This is a genomic window from Acinetobacter sp. CY81 (assembly GCF_059515925.1).
This window is the reverse complement of the sequence record NZ_JCAKNC010000010.1, coordinates 69,180-82,799: the sequence shown is the minus strand read 5'-3', so window position 1 is coordinate 82,799 and position 13,620 is coordinate 69,180. Positions and strand designations below refer to the sequence as shown.

Sequence of the window (13,620 nt, the reverse complement as noted above, 5' to 3'; positions counted from 1 at the left end):
CTTTCTATTTCAGTACATAAATTGTCAACAGCACATTCATTATTGAAATGTTTATTTTTAAAATCAATAAATTAAAGCTCAGAATCAGACATATTAAAAAATGCTTTGGCTCAAGTTTTTGATTTTACTCATTACTCTTTTGCAGGAGTTTGTTCTTGAGATTCTTCTACAGCAGGTGCTTCTAATTCACTTGACTCTTCAGCCGGCGCTTCCAAACCCGCACCATCAAACAAGTCATCATTTGACGATGTCCCTTGCTCATCCCAGAATTGAGTCATCCCATCATCTGCCGCACGTACACCTGTATTCTCAGTCCAGTAACGATCAGCAATGCCCTGAATCATTTGACCAGCCATACTGTCAATCAATCTAAACTCTGGGTTAACAGGCTTATCTTCTGCACGTGATGCTGCATACGAACGGAATGCATCACGAATTTTCGCATCATCACCACTGGCTTGTGCTGCAACAGCATAGAGTGCATGTGCTAAACGAACACCCTTCTGTTCTCCGATTTGCATCGATTGTTTCAATGTAACGTAAGGATCAGGCTTGCCTTCATCCGCCCCTGGCAATAAGGTCCAAATCACGGCTCGCGTTGCATTCGGTGCCCCCCAAAACTTAGTATTGTCTAAGCAAGCCATTCCACGCTCAACAATTGCAGCAATATCCTTAGGTACATTAACTTGACCACCCGAATTAATATCATTGGTCATGGCTTGTAAGCCACTTAACATTCCCAATAGATAAACCGTCTGATCTAAATCCTTTTTCATGGTTGGGCATGAATCACCCAATGTATATTTGTATTTGGCTTGCCAACGCTCTGCAAAAAGCTGATACCCCGCATATTGTCTTTCCGATGCAACAGCAGCCCAACGTTTTTGTTCAACACGTGCATCTTGTGCTTCAGAGACTTGCCCTGCTTTGGAGGCACGTAAGTAGCGCAATTCAGCCTTCAACGCATTGTTTTCAGCACACATGCCAGACGCCGTATAAAGTAATACAGCCATCCGTGTTGGATCTGCACCCATATCTTTCGTAGCCATAATTGCAGGCGTCAAAGCTGTCCCTTGATTACATGCCATATCGGCATCGCTCATTGCAAGAATAGGAGGAACAATATGCTTTTCACTAAAGCCAATGGCAACATTAGCACCTGATTTAACAACGTATGAGCAACCTGAAAGTACTGAAGCAGCTAAAGCAGTTGTGAGTATTATTTTGTTAAATTGAAAGACTCTAGACATTCACCTGTCCTCTAATAATAATTTTATGTCATCCTTGCCGATTAAAATATCAGATGCAAATTCTGAATTAAAGAGACATCACTCTTATTTTAATATTTACAGTTTGTCATTGATCGGAATTTAAAAAATTGACCCGATTCTCATTTTATTAGGCTTTAGGGCAAAATTTGTAAAAAAATTGGATAAAAAAAAGTAGCATAGCGACGGTTCGGCACTTGCTACTTGTTAAACGGAAAACTCAACTGAGTTTATTTGTTTGATGACGACGTTTTTGCGTTTGCTCAATTCGATCCTTCAGCACAGTTCCTAGTCTTCCAATAATAATTGCCATAACCGCAGCAACCACTAGGAACAGCCACATTTGAATTTCATACATTTGAAATTCCTCAATTTGCTGTTGGTGTAATTAATGTACAAGACAATTCAATTTTATGAGCGGATATTGTCTAACAATTGACTTTTATTAACATTTGGTCAAACAAGCAGTTTAGGGATGTAAACAAAATTAATATAAACTATTGTATATAAGTAATATTTTATTTTATGTTCAAATTTTATTGTTAAACAATTAATTCATTTTTGCTCTAATTTTTAACTTTTTCCAGTGCATTAAATCTAATTGATCACGCCAAATGACAATATTTTTTATTTTTTGATCTGAAAAATACACCACGATATAAAAATGATGATCAATAAAATGAGTAAGTTTGAGTCTGTGAATGGTGTTTTGTTGGTCAAATTCGAGGGACCATTCTGCTTGATCCAACTGCTCCATTTTTTTTATTTTAGGTCTTCGATTAAAAGTAATACATGCAACAACCATTAAAACGATACACAGCATCCAAAAAGCCAGATTGATTGCGAAATAAAGAATTAGGCTGATCACACCCATAAAGCAAAGTTGAAACACAATCGCTAAACGACTGTGCTTCAATTCAAATCGCTCATTCACCATGAACATATTTTTTTAACTTATGAATGAAATCTAATAGTTCTGGACGTGGCGGAGCAGACACTTCCATAAACCAATCTAATAAATCTGGATCTTCTTGTTCTACTAGTTCTGCAAACATTGCCTTTTCATGTGCATCTGCTTGTAAATAGTATTGTTTTACATAGGGATCAAAATAAACATCAATTTCCTTTAAACCACGACGGGCACGATAAATGACTTTACGTTCTTCGAGTGTCATTTCATCTGACATTTTATTCCCCTAACTGAATGATTGAATCAACTTCATAGATTAACATTCTAATAGATCTAGCACGATTTTGTTTGTGATTCTGGTCAATTGACCAAACACATCATCTACAGCCATGAATTGAGCATTCAACTCATTGATCGAATTTAGCCCATAGCTTAACTTCAAAATCAAATAACACCCATGGAAATTAAAACAATGCAATCAGGTGCAATTCGTCCTATCAATAACATGTTACCGCGTAAACTTTTTAATGCCGAACATGAAGCATTCCGAGATACTGTTCGAAAATTTTATGAAAAAGAAGTCGTTCCCAATATTGCAAAATACGAAGAACAGCAACATGTTGATCGAGATCTATGGAATAAAGCAGGTGAAATGGGCTTACTTTGTACGACTATGCCTGAAGAATATGGTGGTTATGGCGTAGACCGTCTGTATAGTATGATTTTGATTGAAGAGCAAGCCTATGCAATGGACTCTTCAACAGGATTTTCATTACATTCAGATATCGTTGCGAACTATTTAAATAACTTTGCCAATGAAGAACAAAAAAAATATTGGCTACCCAAAATGGCATCGGGTGAAGTTGTCACCGCGATTGCAATGACAGAACCTGGTACAGGATCAGATTTGCAAGCAGTACGTACTTCTGCAGTACTCGATGGTGATGAATATGTCATTAATGGTTCTAAGATCTTTATTACCAATGGCTATCTTTGCGATATGTCGATTGTGGTCTGTAAAACAGGCAATAATGAAAAAGGATCAGCTAATCTTTCTTTATTTATCGTTGAAGCAGATCGTGCAGGCTTTACCAAAGGTAAGCCCCTCAACAAAATTGGTATGAAAGGACAAGATACCTGTGAACTTTTCTTTGACAATGTACGCATTCCCAAAGAGAACTTAATTGGCATGGAAGGCATGGGCTTCATCATGTTGATGAAGGAATTAGCATGGGAACGCATGTTGGTTGCGATTATTTGCCAAGCTGGCGCTGAAGCTGCTTTTGCACATACTGTTCAATACACTAAAGATCGTAAAGCATTTGGTAAAACCATCAATAGCTTCCAAAACACACGTTTTAAGCTAGCTGAGTTACGTACTGAAATTGATTTCTGCCGTGCTTATCTCGATCGTTGTATGGAACTACAACTGACTGGCGATTTAGGCATTGATGCGGCAGCAGCTGCAAAATATAAAATTTCTGATATGTTCTCGAAAGTCGTTGATGAATGCCTACAGCTTCATGGTGGTTACGGTTTTATGCTGGAATACCCAATTGCACGTGCATATATCGACAACCGCGCAAATCGTATCTATGCGGGTACTAATGAAATTATGAAAGAGCTTATTTCACGTACTTTATAAATTCTGAATATAAAAAAGGAGCGAATCCGCTCCTTTTTATCACTCAATAAACAACTAGCACATTAAGATACAAGTTTAGGTTTACGATTATCTTCAGTACTACGCTTATGGAATTTTAAAATACCATCATCGAAACGGGCATTTTTCAATTCTTTACGATCAGCTAAATAGTTATGCGTCGCCATCCAAGGTGCTTTAGTTCCCTGTTTAGGAAGTTGATCTGCAGCACGCGCAATATAGCCAGAACTCATCTCACCCATGACCGTTTCTTCTAGCATCGCCGAATGATCAGTCGGTGCAATCACTTCGTCATAGCCTTTTTGATCCATGAAATTGAATAAACGACAGATATAGTCAGCAACAACATCTACTTTCAACGTCCAAGAAGCATTCACATAACCAATGACCATTGCCATATTCGGTACATCACTTACCATTACACCGTTGTAAAGCATATGTTCACTGGTGTTCAATGGTTTATGATCAACAGTGGCTTTAATACCACCCATGATTTGAATTTCCAAACCAGTTGCAGAGACAATGATATCCGCATCTAAATGCTTACCTGATTTTAACTGAATACCCGTTTCGGTGAATTTTTCAATTTGATCCGTTTCAACGCTTGCTTTACCTGTTCGCAAAATTTTGAATAGATCACCATCAGGGACAACACATAGGCGTTGATCCCAAGGGTTATAACTTGGCGTGAAGTGTTTCATATCCACTTTGCCTTTTAATTGCATTTCAATTGATTTCAAAAGCAATTTACGAACAAGCTGTGGTTGTTTCTTAGACAAAGCAAAAATACCACGTTGCATGCCGATATTACGTGCACGCGTGAATTTATAAGCTAAGTCTTCCGACATAAATTTACGTGTTTTATCGTAGACAAAATCAATCGATGGAATTGAAGCAATATAAGTAGGTGAACGTTGCAACATCGTCACATGACCTGCTCCACCCTTAGCCATTGCAGGGACTAAAGTAATAGCAGTCGCACCACTACCAATGATAACGACTTTTTTACCAGCGTAATCTAAATTTTCAGGCCAGAATTGTGGATGAATGAGCTGACCTTTGAATGCTTCTTGATTTGGAAAATCAGGTTGAAAACCTTGGTCATAGTTATAATAACCCGTACAACCTAATACAAAATTAGCGATCCACGTTTGTGTTTTTTTATTTGAATCTTCAATTTGAACATGCCATTTTTTAGTCGAAGAATCATAATTCGCCGCAAGCACGCGATGGTTAAAATGAATTTTATCTTTTAATTTGTATTCATCAACAACTTCACCGATATAGCCTTTTATTGATTCGCCATCAGCTAAAACATTTGCTTTACGCCATGGTTTAAAATTAAAACCAAATGTCGACATATCCGAATCAGAGCGAATCCCTGGGTACTTAAATAAATCCCACGTTCCACCAAAGCTCGCGCGACGTTCAATAATATCGAATTTACGGTTTGGATTATTCTTTGTAAGATGTGCTGCAATACCTATTCCAGAGATACCAGCGCCAACGATTAAAATATCAACTTGCTTTTCCATTTCTTTTTATAACCTTTTATCTGAACAATTTTATTAAAGCATAATTCTGACAATACACAATGTCAGTTTTAGATATTTCTTGTTTTTTTCATGTCAATTCGGGTCAATAAAAAATATTGTCTAACAATAGGCATAAAAAAGACCAGCTAAAAGCTGGTCTTTTTTGAACAACAACTGTCGTTCTTGCGAAATTATTTAACTTCGCGATCTACTAGCTCAACGTAAGCCATCGGTGCAGCATCACCTGCACGGAAGCCCGCTTTAAGAACACGTAGATAGCCGCCGTTACGTTCTTTGTAACGAGGGCCAAGAACTGTAAATAATTTACCTACAGTTGCAGCTGAACGAGTACGAGCAAACGCTAAACGACGGTTTGCTACAGAATCGACTTTAGCTAAAGTGATTAAAGGCTCAGCAACACGACGTAATTCTTTTGCTTTAGGAACAGTAGTTTTAATTAACTCATGTTCGAACAAAGAATTAGCCATGTTTTGGAACATCGCTTTACGATGACTGCTTGTACGGCCTAATTTCACACCACTATTACGATGACGCATGGTGATAGTCCTACTTAATTAACGGCTACGATAAGCAAAGCGGTCATCCATACGTAGACTAGCTGGTGGCCAGTTCTCTAAACGCATGCCTAACTGCAAAGCTTTCGAAGCCAGAACATCTTTAATCTCAGTCAACGATTTTTTACCTAAGTTAGGAGTTTTAAGCAACTCAACTTCAGTACGTTGAACAAGATCACCGATGTAGTAAATATTTTCTGCTTTCAAACAGTTAGCAGAACGAACAGTAAGCTCTAGATCATCTACTGGACGAAGCAAGATTGGATCAACTTCTTCACGAGGTTCTTGAGCAACTGGTGCTTGATCTTTCTGAAGATCAACAAAAATTGCAATTTGTTGTTGCAAGATTGTTGCCGCTTTGCGGATTGCTTCTTCTGGATCTACAGTACCATTTGTTTCAAGATCAATGACCAACTTGTCAAGGTCTGTACGTTGTTCAACACGAGCGTTTTCCACTGTGTAAGAAACACGTTTGATTGGGCTATAAGAAGCATCTAATTGTAAACGACCCACTGGGCGAGTTTCGCCTTCAGGGAAGCGTGAATCAGAAGTTTCATAACCACGACCTTGAACAACTTTCAAGCGCATTTTCAATGAGCCTGAAGCACTTAATGTGCCGATCAAGTGTTCCGGGTTGATCACTTCAACATTATGAGGTAAACGAAGGTCAGCTGCAGTTACGTCACCTGCCCCTTGTTTCTCTAATGTTAAATATGCTTCATTTTGATCGAACAGCTTAATAGACAATCCTTTAAGGTTCAGCAAGAGCTCGACGATGTCCTGCTGCAAGCCTTCTAAAGTACTGTACTCGTGCTCGACGCCTTCAATTTCAACTTCAACCACAGCAGCGCCAGGTAAAGAAGATAAAAGAATGCGACGTAAAGCATTACCTAGAGTATGACCAAAGCCACGCTCTAATGGTTCTAGAATCACTTTTGCCGAGGTCCCGCTTGCCGCTTCGACCTTGATCGCTTGCGGAGTAAGAAACTCGTTTGCAGTACGCGTCATTATTGCTACCTCAAGGATTATTTAGAATACAATTCAACAATCAAGCTTTCGTTGATTTCAGCAGGTAAATCAGAACGATCAGGTGCAGATTTGAATGTACCTTCTAACTTAGATGAATCAATTTCCATCCAAGAAGGAGTACCACGTTGAGCAGCTAATTCAATTGCGTTTTTAATACGTAATTGTTGTTTAGAGCTCTCGTGTACTGCAATCACGTCACCAGCTTTAACTTGGATTGAAGCGATGTTAACGCGACGACCATTTAAAGTGATTGAACGGTGAGATACAAGCTGACGAGCTTCTGCACGTGTAGAACCAAAGCCCATACGATAAACTACGTTATCAAGACGGCTTTCAAGCAATTTCAACAAGTTTTCACCTGTTGCGCCTTTAACACGAGCAGCTTCTTTATAGTAGTTACTAAATTGACGCTCTAAAACACCGTACATACGACGTACTTTTTGTTTTTCACGTAATTGTAGTGAATACTCAGATTGTTTGCTGCCACGAGCCCCGCCATGTTGGCCAGGAGCTTTAGCATGTTTTTTAGTTTTAACATCAAACGGTTTAACGCCTGATTTAAGTTGCAGGTCTGTCCCTTCGCGGCGAGAGAGTTTGCATTTTGGACCAATATAACGAGCCATGAATGATTCTCCTTAGACGCGACGTTTTTTAGGTGGACGGCAACCGTTGTGCGGGATTGGAGTCACATCGGTAATGCTATTAATTTTATAACCCACTGCACCTAAAGCACGAACCGCAGATTCACGACCTGGACCTGGACCTTTTACAAGGACATCCAAGTTTTTCAAACCGTAGTCTAAAGCTGCTTTACCAGCAACTTCAGCAGCTACCTGAGCAGCGAACGGAGTTGATTTACGTGATCCACGGAAGCCTTGTCCACCTGAGGTAGCCCAAGCCAGTGCATTACCTTGACGATCGGTAATAGTCACAATGGTGTTATTAAAAGAAGCGTGAATGTGTGCAACACCTTCAGAGACGGTACGAGTGACCTTCTTGCGTGCGCGTGTATCTTTAGCCATCTTTTAGCTTCCAGAAATCTTATTTCTTAATCGGTTTGCGCGGACCTTTACGGGTACGTGCGTTAGTTTTGGTGCGTTGTCCGCGGACAGGCAAGCTGCGACGATGACGAAGACCGCGGTAGCAGCCTAAATCCATTAAACGTTTAATGTTCATGGAAATTTCGCGACGTAAATCACCTTCGGTTGGAACCTTAGTAATTTCTGCACGAATCGCATCAAGCTGAGCATCATCTAATTCACGAATCTTAGTAGTAGTAGCGATACCAACAGCAGCTAAGATGTTCTTAGCAGTGTGACGGCCAATACCAAAGATATACGTAAGAGAGATAACAGCATGCTTGTTATCCGGAATGTTTACACCGGCAATACGAGCCATTCATTTTCTCCAAAAAGGCAGCAGAGATAATCAACCGCCCGACAAAATCTTGAGGGGCGGATAATAACCTAATTAGCCTACTGAAATCAACAGGTCTTGATCAGATTAACCTTGACGCTGCTTATGACGAGGTTCTGCGCTGCAAATTACGCGAATAACCCCATTACGACGGATAACTTTACAGCTACCACAAATTTTCTTTACAGAAGCTTGAACTTTCATAATGAAACCTTCTAAGTGCGCTTATCCCTTAGGATGAGCAGTCGTTTTACTCATTAGAGTTTGATTATCATATTGACGTGAAGTGAGATGAGCTTGTAGCTGAGCCATAAAGTCCATCACAACAACGACTACAATTAACAATGATGTACCACCGAGGTGGAAAGGAATACCAAATGAACTTTGCAGTACCATCGGCATTAAACATACAACTGTAATGTAGATTGCGCCAATAAAAGTCAAACGACTAAGAATATGATCTAAATAACGAGCAGTTTGCTCACCTGGGCGAATACCAGGTACATAAGCTCCACTACGCTTTAAATTTTCAGAAACTTCTTTCGGGCTAAATACAAGCGCCGTATAGAAGTAACAGAAGAAAATAATTAGCGCACCGAAAAGCACCAAATACAACGGTTGTCCAGGCGACAAAACTAATGCCAAATCTTGTAGTGTACGCTTTACAATTCCCGCACTAGGATCAGAACTACCTAACCATTGACCTAAACTTGCAGGGAACAACAATAACGAACTAGCGAAAATTGCTGGAATAACCCCTGCCATGTTAATTTTCAATGGCAAATGTGTCTGTTGTGCAGTAAATACTCGACGACCTTGCTGCTTTTGAGCATAGTTAACAGGTATACGACGCTGTGCTTTTTCAATAAACACAATAGCTGCCAAAACAGCTAAAGATAACAAACCAAAAACTGCAATACCAATCAGGCTAGACTGACCATTTTCCACAAGGGTAAATGACTGAACAACCATACTTGGTAAACCTGCAACAATCCCTGCAAAAATGATCATAGAGATACCATTACCAACACCACGTTCGGTAATTTGCTCTCCTAACCACATTAGGAACATGGTACCCGCAACTAAAGAAGTTAGCGCCGGAATGTAAAATGCAAGACCAGAAGTAAAGGTAATCCCTTGACTAATGAGCCCTGCACACATCCCAATACCTTGCACTAAAGCAAGAAATAAGGTGCCGTAGCGAGTATATTGGTTAATCTTACGCTTGCCCTGCTCGCCCTCTTTCTTTAATGCTTCTAACGAAGGGACTACCGAAGACATAAGCTGCACAATAATAGATGCAGAGATGTACGGCATGATCCCTAACGCAAGAATGGACATTCGTTCCAATGCCCCGCCAGAGAACATATTAAACAAACCGAGGAATGTACCCTCATTGGCTTGGAAAAAACGTTCTAAAGCGACATTATCAATACCTGGCAGCGGAATATGCGCTCCTAGTCGAAAGACAACCAACGCACCTACCAAAAATAGTAAACGTTGAATAATTTCACGATATTTCACGTGAAATGGTTGCCCCTTCATCATGTGAACATGACCTGTAGAACTAGGAGACATAGACACTCGCGATTACTCCTCGACTTTACCGCCAGCAGCTTCAACAGCAGCTTTAGCGCCTTTAGTCAATGCAACACCTTGAACAGTGAATGCACGAGTGATTTCACCAGAAAGAACAATACGCGCACGAATCATATCTTTACGTACAACGTTCGCTGCTTTCAAAGTTTCTAAAGTAACGATATCGCCTTCAACTTTTGAAAGTTCAGACAAACGCACTTCAGCAGTTTTCAAAGCCAACTGGCTAGTGAAACCGAATTTAGGCAAACGACGATATAGTGCAGTTTGACCGCCTTCGAAACCAGGACGTGTACCACCGCTCTTACGTGAATTCTGACCTTTGACACCACGGCCACCGGTCTTACCAACGCCAGAACCAATACCACGGCCTAGACGAAGGTTATCACGCTTAGCACCTTCTGCAGGCGCAATTGTATTTAAACGCAGAGTCATGGCTTATTCCTCTACACTAACCATATAGTAGACTTGGTTGATCATACCACGGTTAGAAGGCGTATCTTGCACTTCAACAGTATGACCAATACGACGCAGACCTAAACCTTTAAGGCTAAGCTTGTGATTTTTCAAGCGATGCGATGAAGATTTAGTCTGGGTAACTTTAATCGTTTTCATGATTGATTACCCTTGAATTTGTTCTACTGAAAGACCACGTTTCGCAGCAACCTTCTCAGGAGAAGTCATATCACGCAAACCATTGAAAGTTGCGTTTACTACGTTAGCAGCGTTAGTAGAACCATAACATTTAGCAAGTACGTTGTGTACACCAGCTGCTTCTAGAACGGCACGCATTGCGCCACCAGCGATTACGCCAGTACCTTCAGAGGCAGGTTGCATGTAAACACGGCTTGCACCATGACGAGCATTCACAGGGTGTTGCAGAGTAGTACCTGCAAGGTCAACAGTGATCATGTTGCGACGAGCAGCTTCAAGTGCTTTAGAAATAGCAGCTGGAACTTCACGTGCTTTACCACGACCAAAACCTACGCGACCATTACCATCACCCACAACAGTTAATGCTGTGAAAGAGAAGATACGACCACCCTTAACAACTTTGGCTACACGATCAACGGCAACCAGCTTTTCAACAAGACCTTCGTTTTGTTCAACTTTAGCCATGATTAGAACTCCAAGCCGTTTTCACGAGCAGCATCAGCCAAGGCTTTGATACGACCATGATATTTGAAACCAGAACGGTCAAATGCAACTTTAGTTACGCCAGCTGCTTTAGCACGTTCAGCGATTAAAGCACCTACTTTAGTTGCAGCATCAACGTTACCAGTTGTACCAGCGCGTAAAGTAGCATCTAAAGTTGAAGCTTGCGCTAAAACTTTGCCACCATCTGCTGAGATAACTTGAGCATAGATGTGACGCGGAGTGCGGTTTACACACAAACGAGTCGCACCCAATGCACGGATGTGCAAGCGTGTGCTTTTCGCACGACGCAAACGGGTTTGTTTCTTTTCGTTCATAAGAACCTCGCGCCTTATTTCTTCTTAGCTTCTTTACGAAGAACAACTTCATCCGAATAACGAACACCTTTACCTTTGTACGGCTCTGGCGGACGGTATCCACGGATATCTGCAGCTACTTGACCCAACATATGTTTGCTTGCTGATTTCAAAATGATTTCAGTAGCAGTTGGAGTTTCAGCAGTTACACCTTCAGGAAGTTTGTAATCAACTGGGTGTGAAAAACCTAAGTTAAGATGAACAGTATCACCTTTAACAGCAGCTTTATAACCAACACCAATTAATTGTAACTTACGTTCGAAACCTTCGCTTACACCTTTAACAAGGTTATTAAGCACAGCGCGAGCAGTACCAGCTTGCATCCAAGCGTCTTTCGACTCAGCTTTAGGAGCAATCTGAAGTGTACCTTCTTCCTGATTAAGCTCGACCAGCGCATGCAGGTTGAAAGACAATGTACCTTTGCTGCCTTTCACTTCGACCTGCCGGCCGTTCTGAGTAACTGTTACACCGTTAGGTACAGTTACTGGGGCTTTAGCCACACGAGACATGAGGAATCACCTATTAAGAAACAAAAGCAACAACTTCACCACCGATACCTGCAGCACGTGCAGCGCGATCAGTCATGATGCCTTTGCTTGTAGAAACAATTGCAATACCTAAACCTTGCTTAACGCTTGGAAGTGCATCTTTACCGCGATACTGACGTAGACCTGGACGGCTTACGCGTTTCACAGTTTCGATAACTGGTTTGCCTTCGAAATATTTTAAAGTAATCGTTAAAGTAGGTTTGCCTTCGTTTTCAGCAACCGCTACATCAGCGATATAACCTTCTTGTTGAAGAACGTTTGCAATAGCAACCTTCAACTTAGAGTTTGGCATAGAAACAGTTTGTTTCTTCGCCATTTGTGCGTTACGAACACGTGTTAGCATGTCGGCAACGGTATCTTGCATACTCATTTATAGTCGCTCCTTACCAGCTTGCCTTAACAACGCCCGGTACATCACCTTGCATTACTGTTTCACGTAGTTTGTTACGGCTTAAGCCGAACTTACGGAAGTAACCATGAGGACGACCAGTTAAACCACAACGGTTACGAAGACGCACTGGAGACGCATTACGTGGTAATGCTTGAAATTTCATCATCGCTTCGAAACGCTCTTCGTCGCTAGCATTTACGTTTGCAATAATCGCTTTTAATTCAGCGCGTTTTGCAGCGTATTTAGCAACAGTAGCTTCGCGTTTCAATTCGCGATTAATCATACCTTTCTTAGCCATATCGACCTCTTATTTGAACGGGAAGCCGAATGCACGCATAAGCGCACGGCCTTCGTCATCGGTGCGAGCAGTCGTAGTAATAGTAATATCCATACCACGAATACGATCAATCTTATCAAAGTCGATTTCAGGGAACATGATTTGTTCCTTTAAACCCATTGAATAGTTACCACGACCATCAAATGATTTCGCAGAAAAACCGCGGAAGTCACGAATACGAGGGATCGCGATAGAGATCAAACGGTCTAAGAATTCGTACATACGTTCGCCGCGTAAAGTAACTTTACAACCAATCGGCCAACCATCACGGATTTTGAAACCAGCGATAGATTTGCGAGCTAATGTAAGAACTGGCTTTTGACCAGCAATTGCTTGCATATCTGAAAGAGCGCCATCTAACAATTTCTTGTCAGCAGCAGCAGCACCAACACCCATGTTGATGGTAATTTTTGTGATGCGTGGAATTTCCATCACATTCTTAACGCCCAAAGTTTCTAACAATTGAGCTTTAAGTTCGTCGTTATAACGTGTTTTAAGTCTGGCCATAGCCTAAATCAACCTATTACTTCGCTACCGCCACTGATTCACCATTAGATTTGAATACGCGAGTTTTCACGCCTTCTACTACTTGGTAACCAACACGGTCAGCCTTTTGGGTTGTAGCATTAAAAATTGCCACGTTTGAGATATGAAGCGAAGCTTCTTGTGTAACTACAGCGCCTTCAGCACCTGTTGCACGGTTCGGCTTTTGATGCTTCTTAACCAAGTTCAAGCCTTCAACAAGAACACGGTCATTCGAAACAGACAAAACAGAACCCTGTTTGCCTTTTTCTTTACCTGCGATCACAATTACTTGATCGCCTTTTTTAATCTTAGCCAT

General features: G+C 40.9%; 22 protein-coding genes. 1 reads left to right on the top strand and 21 read right to left on the bottom strand.

Features of this window, described 5'->3' with window-relative positions; genetic code table 11:
- Positions 1 to 131 precede the first annotated feature (131 nt).
- The 4 genes from AC5YDM_RS11770 to AC5YDM_RS11755 all read right to left on the bottom strand — a co-directional run bounded on the left by AC5YDM_RS11770 (position 132) and on the right by AC5YDM_RS11755 (position 2,455).
- Positions 132 to 1,250 carry a hypothetical protein gene (locus AC5YDM_RS11770; RefSeq protein WP_496152283.1) on the bottom strand — a complete coding sequence of 373 codons (1,119 nt, stop codon included), beginning with the start codon at positions 1,248 to 1,250 and terminating at the stop codon, positions 132 to 134.
- A 238-nt stretch (positions 1,251 to 1,488) separates the two neighbouring features.
- Complete coding sequence (locus AC5YDM_RS11765) at positions 1,489 to 1,626, bottom strand: hypothetical protein (protein WP_496152282.1); 138 nt, start codon at positions 1,624 to 1,626, stop codon at positions 1,489 to 1,491.
- Between the two features lie 192 nt (positions 1,627 to 1,818).
- A complete protein-coding gene (locus tag AC5YDM_RS11760; RefSeq protein ID WP_496152281.1) occupies positions 1,819 to 2,211 on the bottom strand; it encodes a protein YgfX in 393 nt (130 codons plus the stop codon).
- Complete coding sequence (locus tag AC5YDM_RS11755; protein ID WP_496152280.1) at positions 2,195 to 2,455, bottom strand: FAD assembly factor SdhE; 261 nt, start codon at positions 2,453 to 2,455, stop codon at positions 2,195 to 2,197. Before AC5YDM_RS11755 ends, AC5YDM_RS11760 begins: the two co-directional genes overlap by 17 nt.
- Positions 2,456 to 2,650: 195 nt before the next feature.
- Here AC5YDM_RS11755 and AC5YDM_RS11750 point away from each other — a divergent pair, with 195 nt between their 5' ends.
- On the top strand, positions 2,651 to 3,823 hold the full coding sequence (locus AC5YDM_RS11750; RefSeq protein WP_496152279.1) for an acyl-CoA dehydrogenase family protein: 1,173 nt from the start codon (positions 2,651 to 2,653) through the stop codon (positions 3,821 to 3,823).
- A 62-nt stretch (positions 3,824 to 3,885) separates the two neighbouring features.
- Here AC5YDM_RS11750 and AC5YDM_RS11745 read toward each other — a convergent pair whose 3' ends face one another.
- The 17 genes from AC5YDM_RS11745 to rplX form a co-directional block, all read right to left on the bottom strand.
- Complete coding sequence (locus AC5YDM_RS11745; protein WP_496152278.1) at positions 3,886 to 5,376, bottom strand: flavin-containing monooxygenase; 1,491 nt, start codon at positions 5,374 to 5,376, stop codon at positions 3,886 to 3,888.
- A 191-nt stretch (positions 5,377 to 5,567) separates the two neighbouring features.
- Positions 5,568 to 5,933 (bottom strand): 50S ribosomal protein L17, encoded by a 366-nt coding sequence (rplQ, locus tag AC5YDM_RS11740; RefSeq protein ID WP_067726622.1) that lies wholly within the window; start codon positions 5,931 to 5,933, stop codon positions 5,568 to 5,570.
- Positions 5,934 to 5,951: 18 nt separating this feature from the next.
- Positions 5,952 to 6,959, bottom strand: coding sequence for a DNA-directed RNA polymerase subunit alpha (locus AC5YDM_RS11735; protein ID WP_496124770.1), 1,008 nt, complete (start codon positions 6,957 to 6,959; stop codon positions 5,952 to 5,954).
- A 17-nt stretch (positions 6,960 to 6,976) separates the two neighbouring features.
- A complete protein-coding gene (gene rpsD, locus AC5YDM_RS11730) occupies positions 6,977 to 7,603 on the bottom strand; it encodes a 30S ribosomal protein S4 (RefSeq protein WP_496124769.1) in 627 nt (208 codons plus the stop codon).
- 12 nt (positions 7,604 to 7,615) lie between these two features.
- The gene (gene rpsK, locus AC5YDM_RS11725) at positions 7,616 to 8,002 is read right to left on the bottom strand and encodes a 30S ribosomal protein S11 (protein WP_004281491.1); all 387 of its coding nucleotides are present in this window, start codon (positions 8,000 to 8,002) and stop codon (positions 7,616 to 7,618) included.
- A 19-nt stretch (positions 8,003 to 8,021) separates the two neighbouring features.
- Positions 8,022 to 8,378: a 30S ribosomal protein S13 gene (rpsM, locus tag AC5YDM_RS11720; protein WP_004650467.1), complete on the bottom strand. Its 357-nt coding sequence runs from the start codon at positions 8,376 to 8,378 to the stop codon at positions 8,022 to 8,024.
- 105 nt (positions 8,379 to 8,483) lie between these two features.
- Positions 8,484 to 8,600 (bottom strand): 50S ribosomal protein L36, encoded by a 117-nt coding sequence (gene rpmJ / locus AC5YDM_RS11715; protein ID WP_000867907.1) that lies wholly within the window; start codon positions 8,598 to 8,600, stop codon positions 8,484 to 8,486.
- Positions 8,601 to 8,621: 21 nt separating this feature from the next.
- Positions 8,622 to 9,941: a preprotein translocase subunit SecY gene (gene secY / locus AC5YDM_RS11710; protein WP_496152314.1), complete on the bottom strand. Its 1,320-nt coding sequence runs from the start codon at positions 9,939 to 9,941 to the stop codon at positions 8,622 to 8,624.
- A gap of 45 nt (positions 9,942 to 9,986) precedes the next feature.
- Positions 9,987 to 10,427, bottom strand: coding sequence for a 50S ribosomal protein L15 (gene rplO, locus AC5YDM_RS11705; protein WP_496152277.1), 441 nt, complete (start codon positions 10,425 to 10,427; stop codon positions 9,987 to 9,989).
- A 3-nt stretch (positions 10,428 to 10,430) separates the two neighbouring features.
- Entirely contained in the window at positions 10,431 to 10,607 is a 177-nt protein-coding gene (gene rpmD, locus AC5YDM_RS11700; RefSeq protein WP_005012961.1) for a 50S ribosomal protein L30, read from the bottom strand.
- Positions 10,608 to 10,613: 6 nt separating this feature from the next.
- Positions 10,614 to 11,111 (bottom strand): 30S ribosomal protein S5, encoded by a 498-nt coding sequence (gene rpsE, locus AC5YDM_RS11695; RefSeq protein WP_496152276.1) that lies wholly within the window; start codon positions 11,109 to 11,111, stop codon positions 10,614 to 10,616.
- Positions 11,112 to 11,113: 2 nt separating this feature from the next.
- Positions 11,114 to 11,464, bottom strand: a complete 351-nt coding sequence (gene rplR, locus AC5YDM_RS11690; RefSeq protein WP_166322122.1) for a 50S ribosomal protein L18 — start codon at positions 11,462 to 11,464, stop codon at positions 11,114 to 11,116.
- Positions 11,465 to 11,478: 14 nt separating this feature from the next.
- A complete protein-coding gene (rplF, locus tag AC5YDM_RS11685) occupies positions 11,479 to 12,012 on the bottom strand; it encodes a 50S ribosomal protein L6 (protein WP_496152275.1) in 534 nt (177 codons plus the stop codon).
- 13 nt (positions 12,013 to 12,025) lie between these two features.
- Positions 12,026 to 12,421, bottom strand: coding sequence for a 30S ribosomal protein S8 (gene rpsH / locus AC5YDM_RS11680; protein ID WP_496124764.1), 396 nt, complete (start codon positions 12,419 to 12,421; stop codon positions 12,026 to 12,028).
- A 13-nt stretch (positions 12,422 to 12,434) separates the two neighbouring features.
- On the bottom strand, positions 12,435 to 12,740 hold the full coding sequence (gene rpsN, locus AC5YDM_RS11675; RefSeq protein WP_067762906.1) for a 30S ribosomal protein S14: 306 nt from the start codon (positions 12,738 to 12,740) through the stop codon (positions 12,435 to 12,437).
- Between the two features lie 9 nt (positions 12,741 to 12,749).
- Positions 12,750 to 13,286, bottom strand: coding sequence for a 50S ribosomal protein L5 (rplE, locus tag AC5YDM_RS11670; RefSeq protein ID WP_005094146.1), 537 nt, complete (start codon positions 13,284 to 13,286; stop codon positions 12,750 to 12,752).
- Positions 13,287 to 13,302: 16 nt separating this feature from the next.
- Positions 13,303 to 13,620 (bottom strand): 50S ribosomal protein L24, encoded by a 318-nt coding sequence (gene rplX / locus AC5YDM_RS11665; RefSeq protein ID WP_496124762.1) that lies wholly within the window; start codon positions 13,618 to 13,620, stop codon positions 13,303 to 13,305.

What these genes read in the sequence shown, in the direction of transcription:
- AC5YDM_RS11770 (WP_496152283.1), bottom strand. Translation starts at nt 1,250, where the DNA reads ATGTCTAGAGTCTTTCAATTTAACAAAATAATACTCACAACTGCTTTA.
- AC5YDM_RS11765 (WP_496152282.1), bottom strand. Translation starts at nt 1,626, where the DNA reads ATGTATGAAATTCAAATGTGGCTGTTCCTAGTGGTTGCTGCGGTTATG.
- AC5YDM_RS11760 (WP_496152281.1), bottom strand. Translation starts at nt 2,211, where the DNA reads ATGTTCATGGTGAATGAGCGATTTGAATTGAAGCACAGTCGTTTAGCG.
- AC5YDM_RS11755 (WP_496152280.1), bottom strand. Translation starts at nt 2,455, where the DNA reads ATGTCAGATGAAATGACACTCGAAGAACGTAAAGTCATTTATCGTGCC.
- AC5YDM_RS11750 (WP_496152279.1), top strand. Translation starts at nt 2,651, where the DNA reads ATGCAATCAGGTGCAATTCGTCCTATCAATAACATGTTACCGCGTAAA.
- AC5YDM_RS11745 (WP_496152278.1), bottom strand. Translation starts at nt 5,376, where the DNA reads ATGGAAAAGCAAGTTGATATTTTAATCGTTGGCGCTGGTATCTCTGGA.
- rplQ (WP_067726622.1), bottom strand. Translation starts at nt 5,933, where the DNA reads ATGCGTCATCGTAATAGTGGTGTGAAATTAGGCCGTACAAGCAGTCAT.
- AC5YDM_RS11735 (WP_496124770.1), bottom strand. Translation starts at nt 6,959, where the DNA reads ATGACGCGTACTGCAAACGAGTTTCTTACTCCGCAAGCGATCAAGGTC.
- rpsD (WP_496124769.1), bottom strand. Translation starts at nt 7,603, where the DNA reads ATGGCTCGTTATATTGGTCCAAAATGCAAACTCTCTCGCCGCGAAGGG.
- rpsK (WP_004281491.1), bottom strand. Translation starts at nt 8,002, where the DNA reads ATGGCTAAAGATACACGCGCACGCAAGAAGGTCACTCGTACCGTCTCT.
- rpsM (WP_004650467.1), bottom strand. Translation starts at nt 8,378, where the DNA reads ATGGCTCGTATTGCCGGTGTAAACATTCCGGATAACAAGCATGCTGTT.
- rpmJ (WP_000867907.1), bottom strand. Translation starts at nt 8,600, where the DNA reads ATGAAAGTTCAAGCTTCTGTAAAGAAAATTTGTGGTAGCTGTAAAGTT.
- secY (WP_496152314.1), bottom strand. Translation starts at nt 9,941, where the DNA reads ATGAAGGGGCAACCATTTCACGTGAAATATCGTGAAATTATTCAACGT.
- rplO (WP_496152277.1), bottom strand. Translation starts at nt 10,427, where the DNA reads ATGACTCTGCGTTTAAATACAATTGCGCCTGCAGAAGGTGCTAAGCGT.
- rpmD (WP_005012961.1), bottom strand. Translation starts at nt 10,607, where the DNA reads ATGAAAACGATTAAAGTTACCCAGACTAAATCTTCATCGCATCGCTTG.
- rpsE (WP_496152276.1), bottom strand. Translation starts at nt 11,111, where the DNA reads ATGGCTAAAGTTGAACAAAACGAAGGTCTTGTTGAAAAGCTGGTTGCC.
- rplR (WP_166322122.1), bottom strand. Translation starts at nt 11,464, where the DNA reads ATGAACGAAAAGAAACAAACCCGTTTGCGTCGTGCGAAAAGCACACGC.
- rplF (WP_496152275.1), bottom strand. Translation starts at nt 12,012, where the DNA reads ATGTCTCGTGTGGCTAAAGCCCCAGTAACTGTACCTAACGGTGTAACA.
- rpsH (WP_496124764.1), bottom strand. Translation starts at nt 12,421, where the DNA reads ATGAGTATGCAAGATACCGTTGCCGACATGCTAACACGTGTTCGTAAC.
- rpsN (WP_067762906.1), bottom strand. Translation starts at nt 12,740, where the DNA reads ATGGCTAAGAAAGGTATGATTAATCGCGAATTGAAACGCGAAGCTACT.
- rplE (WP_005094146.1), bottom strand. Translation starts at nt 13,286, where the DNA reads ATGGCCAGACTTAAAACACGTTATAACGACGAACTTAAAGCTCAATTG.
- rplX (WP_496124762.1), bottom strand. Translation starts at nt 13,620, where the DNA reads ATGGCTAAGATTAAAAAAGGCGATCAAGTAATTGTGATCGCAGGTAAA.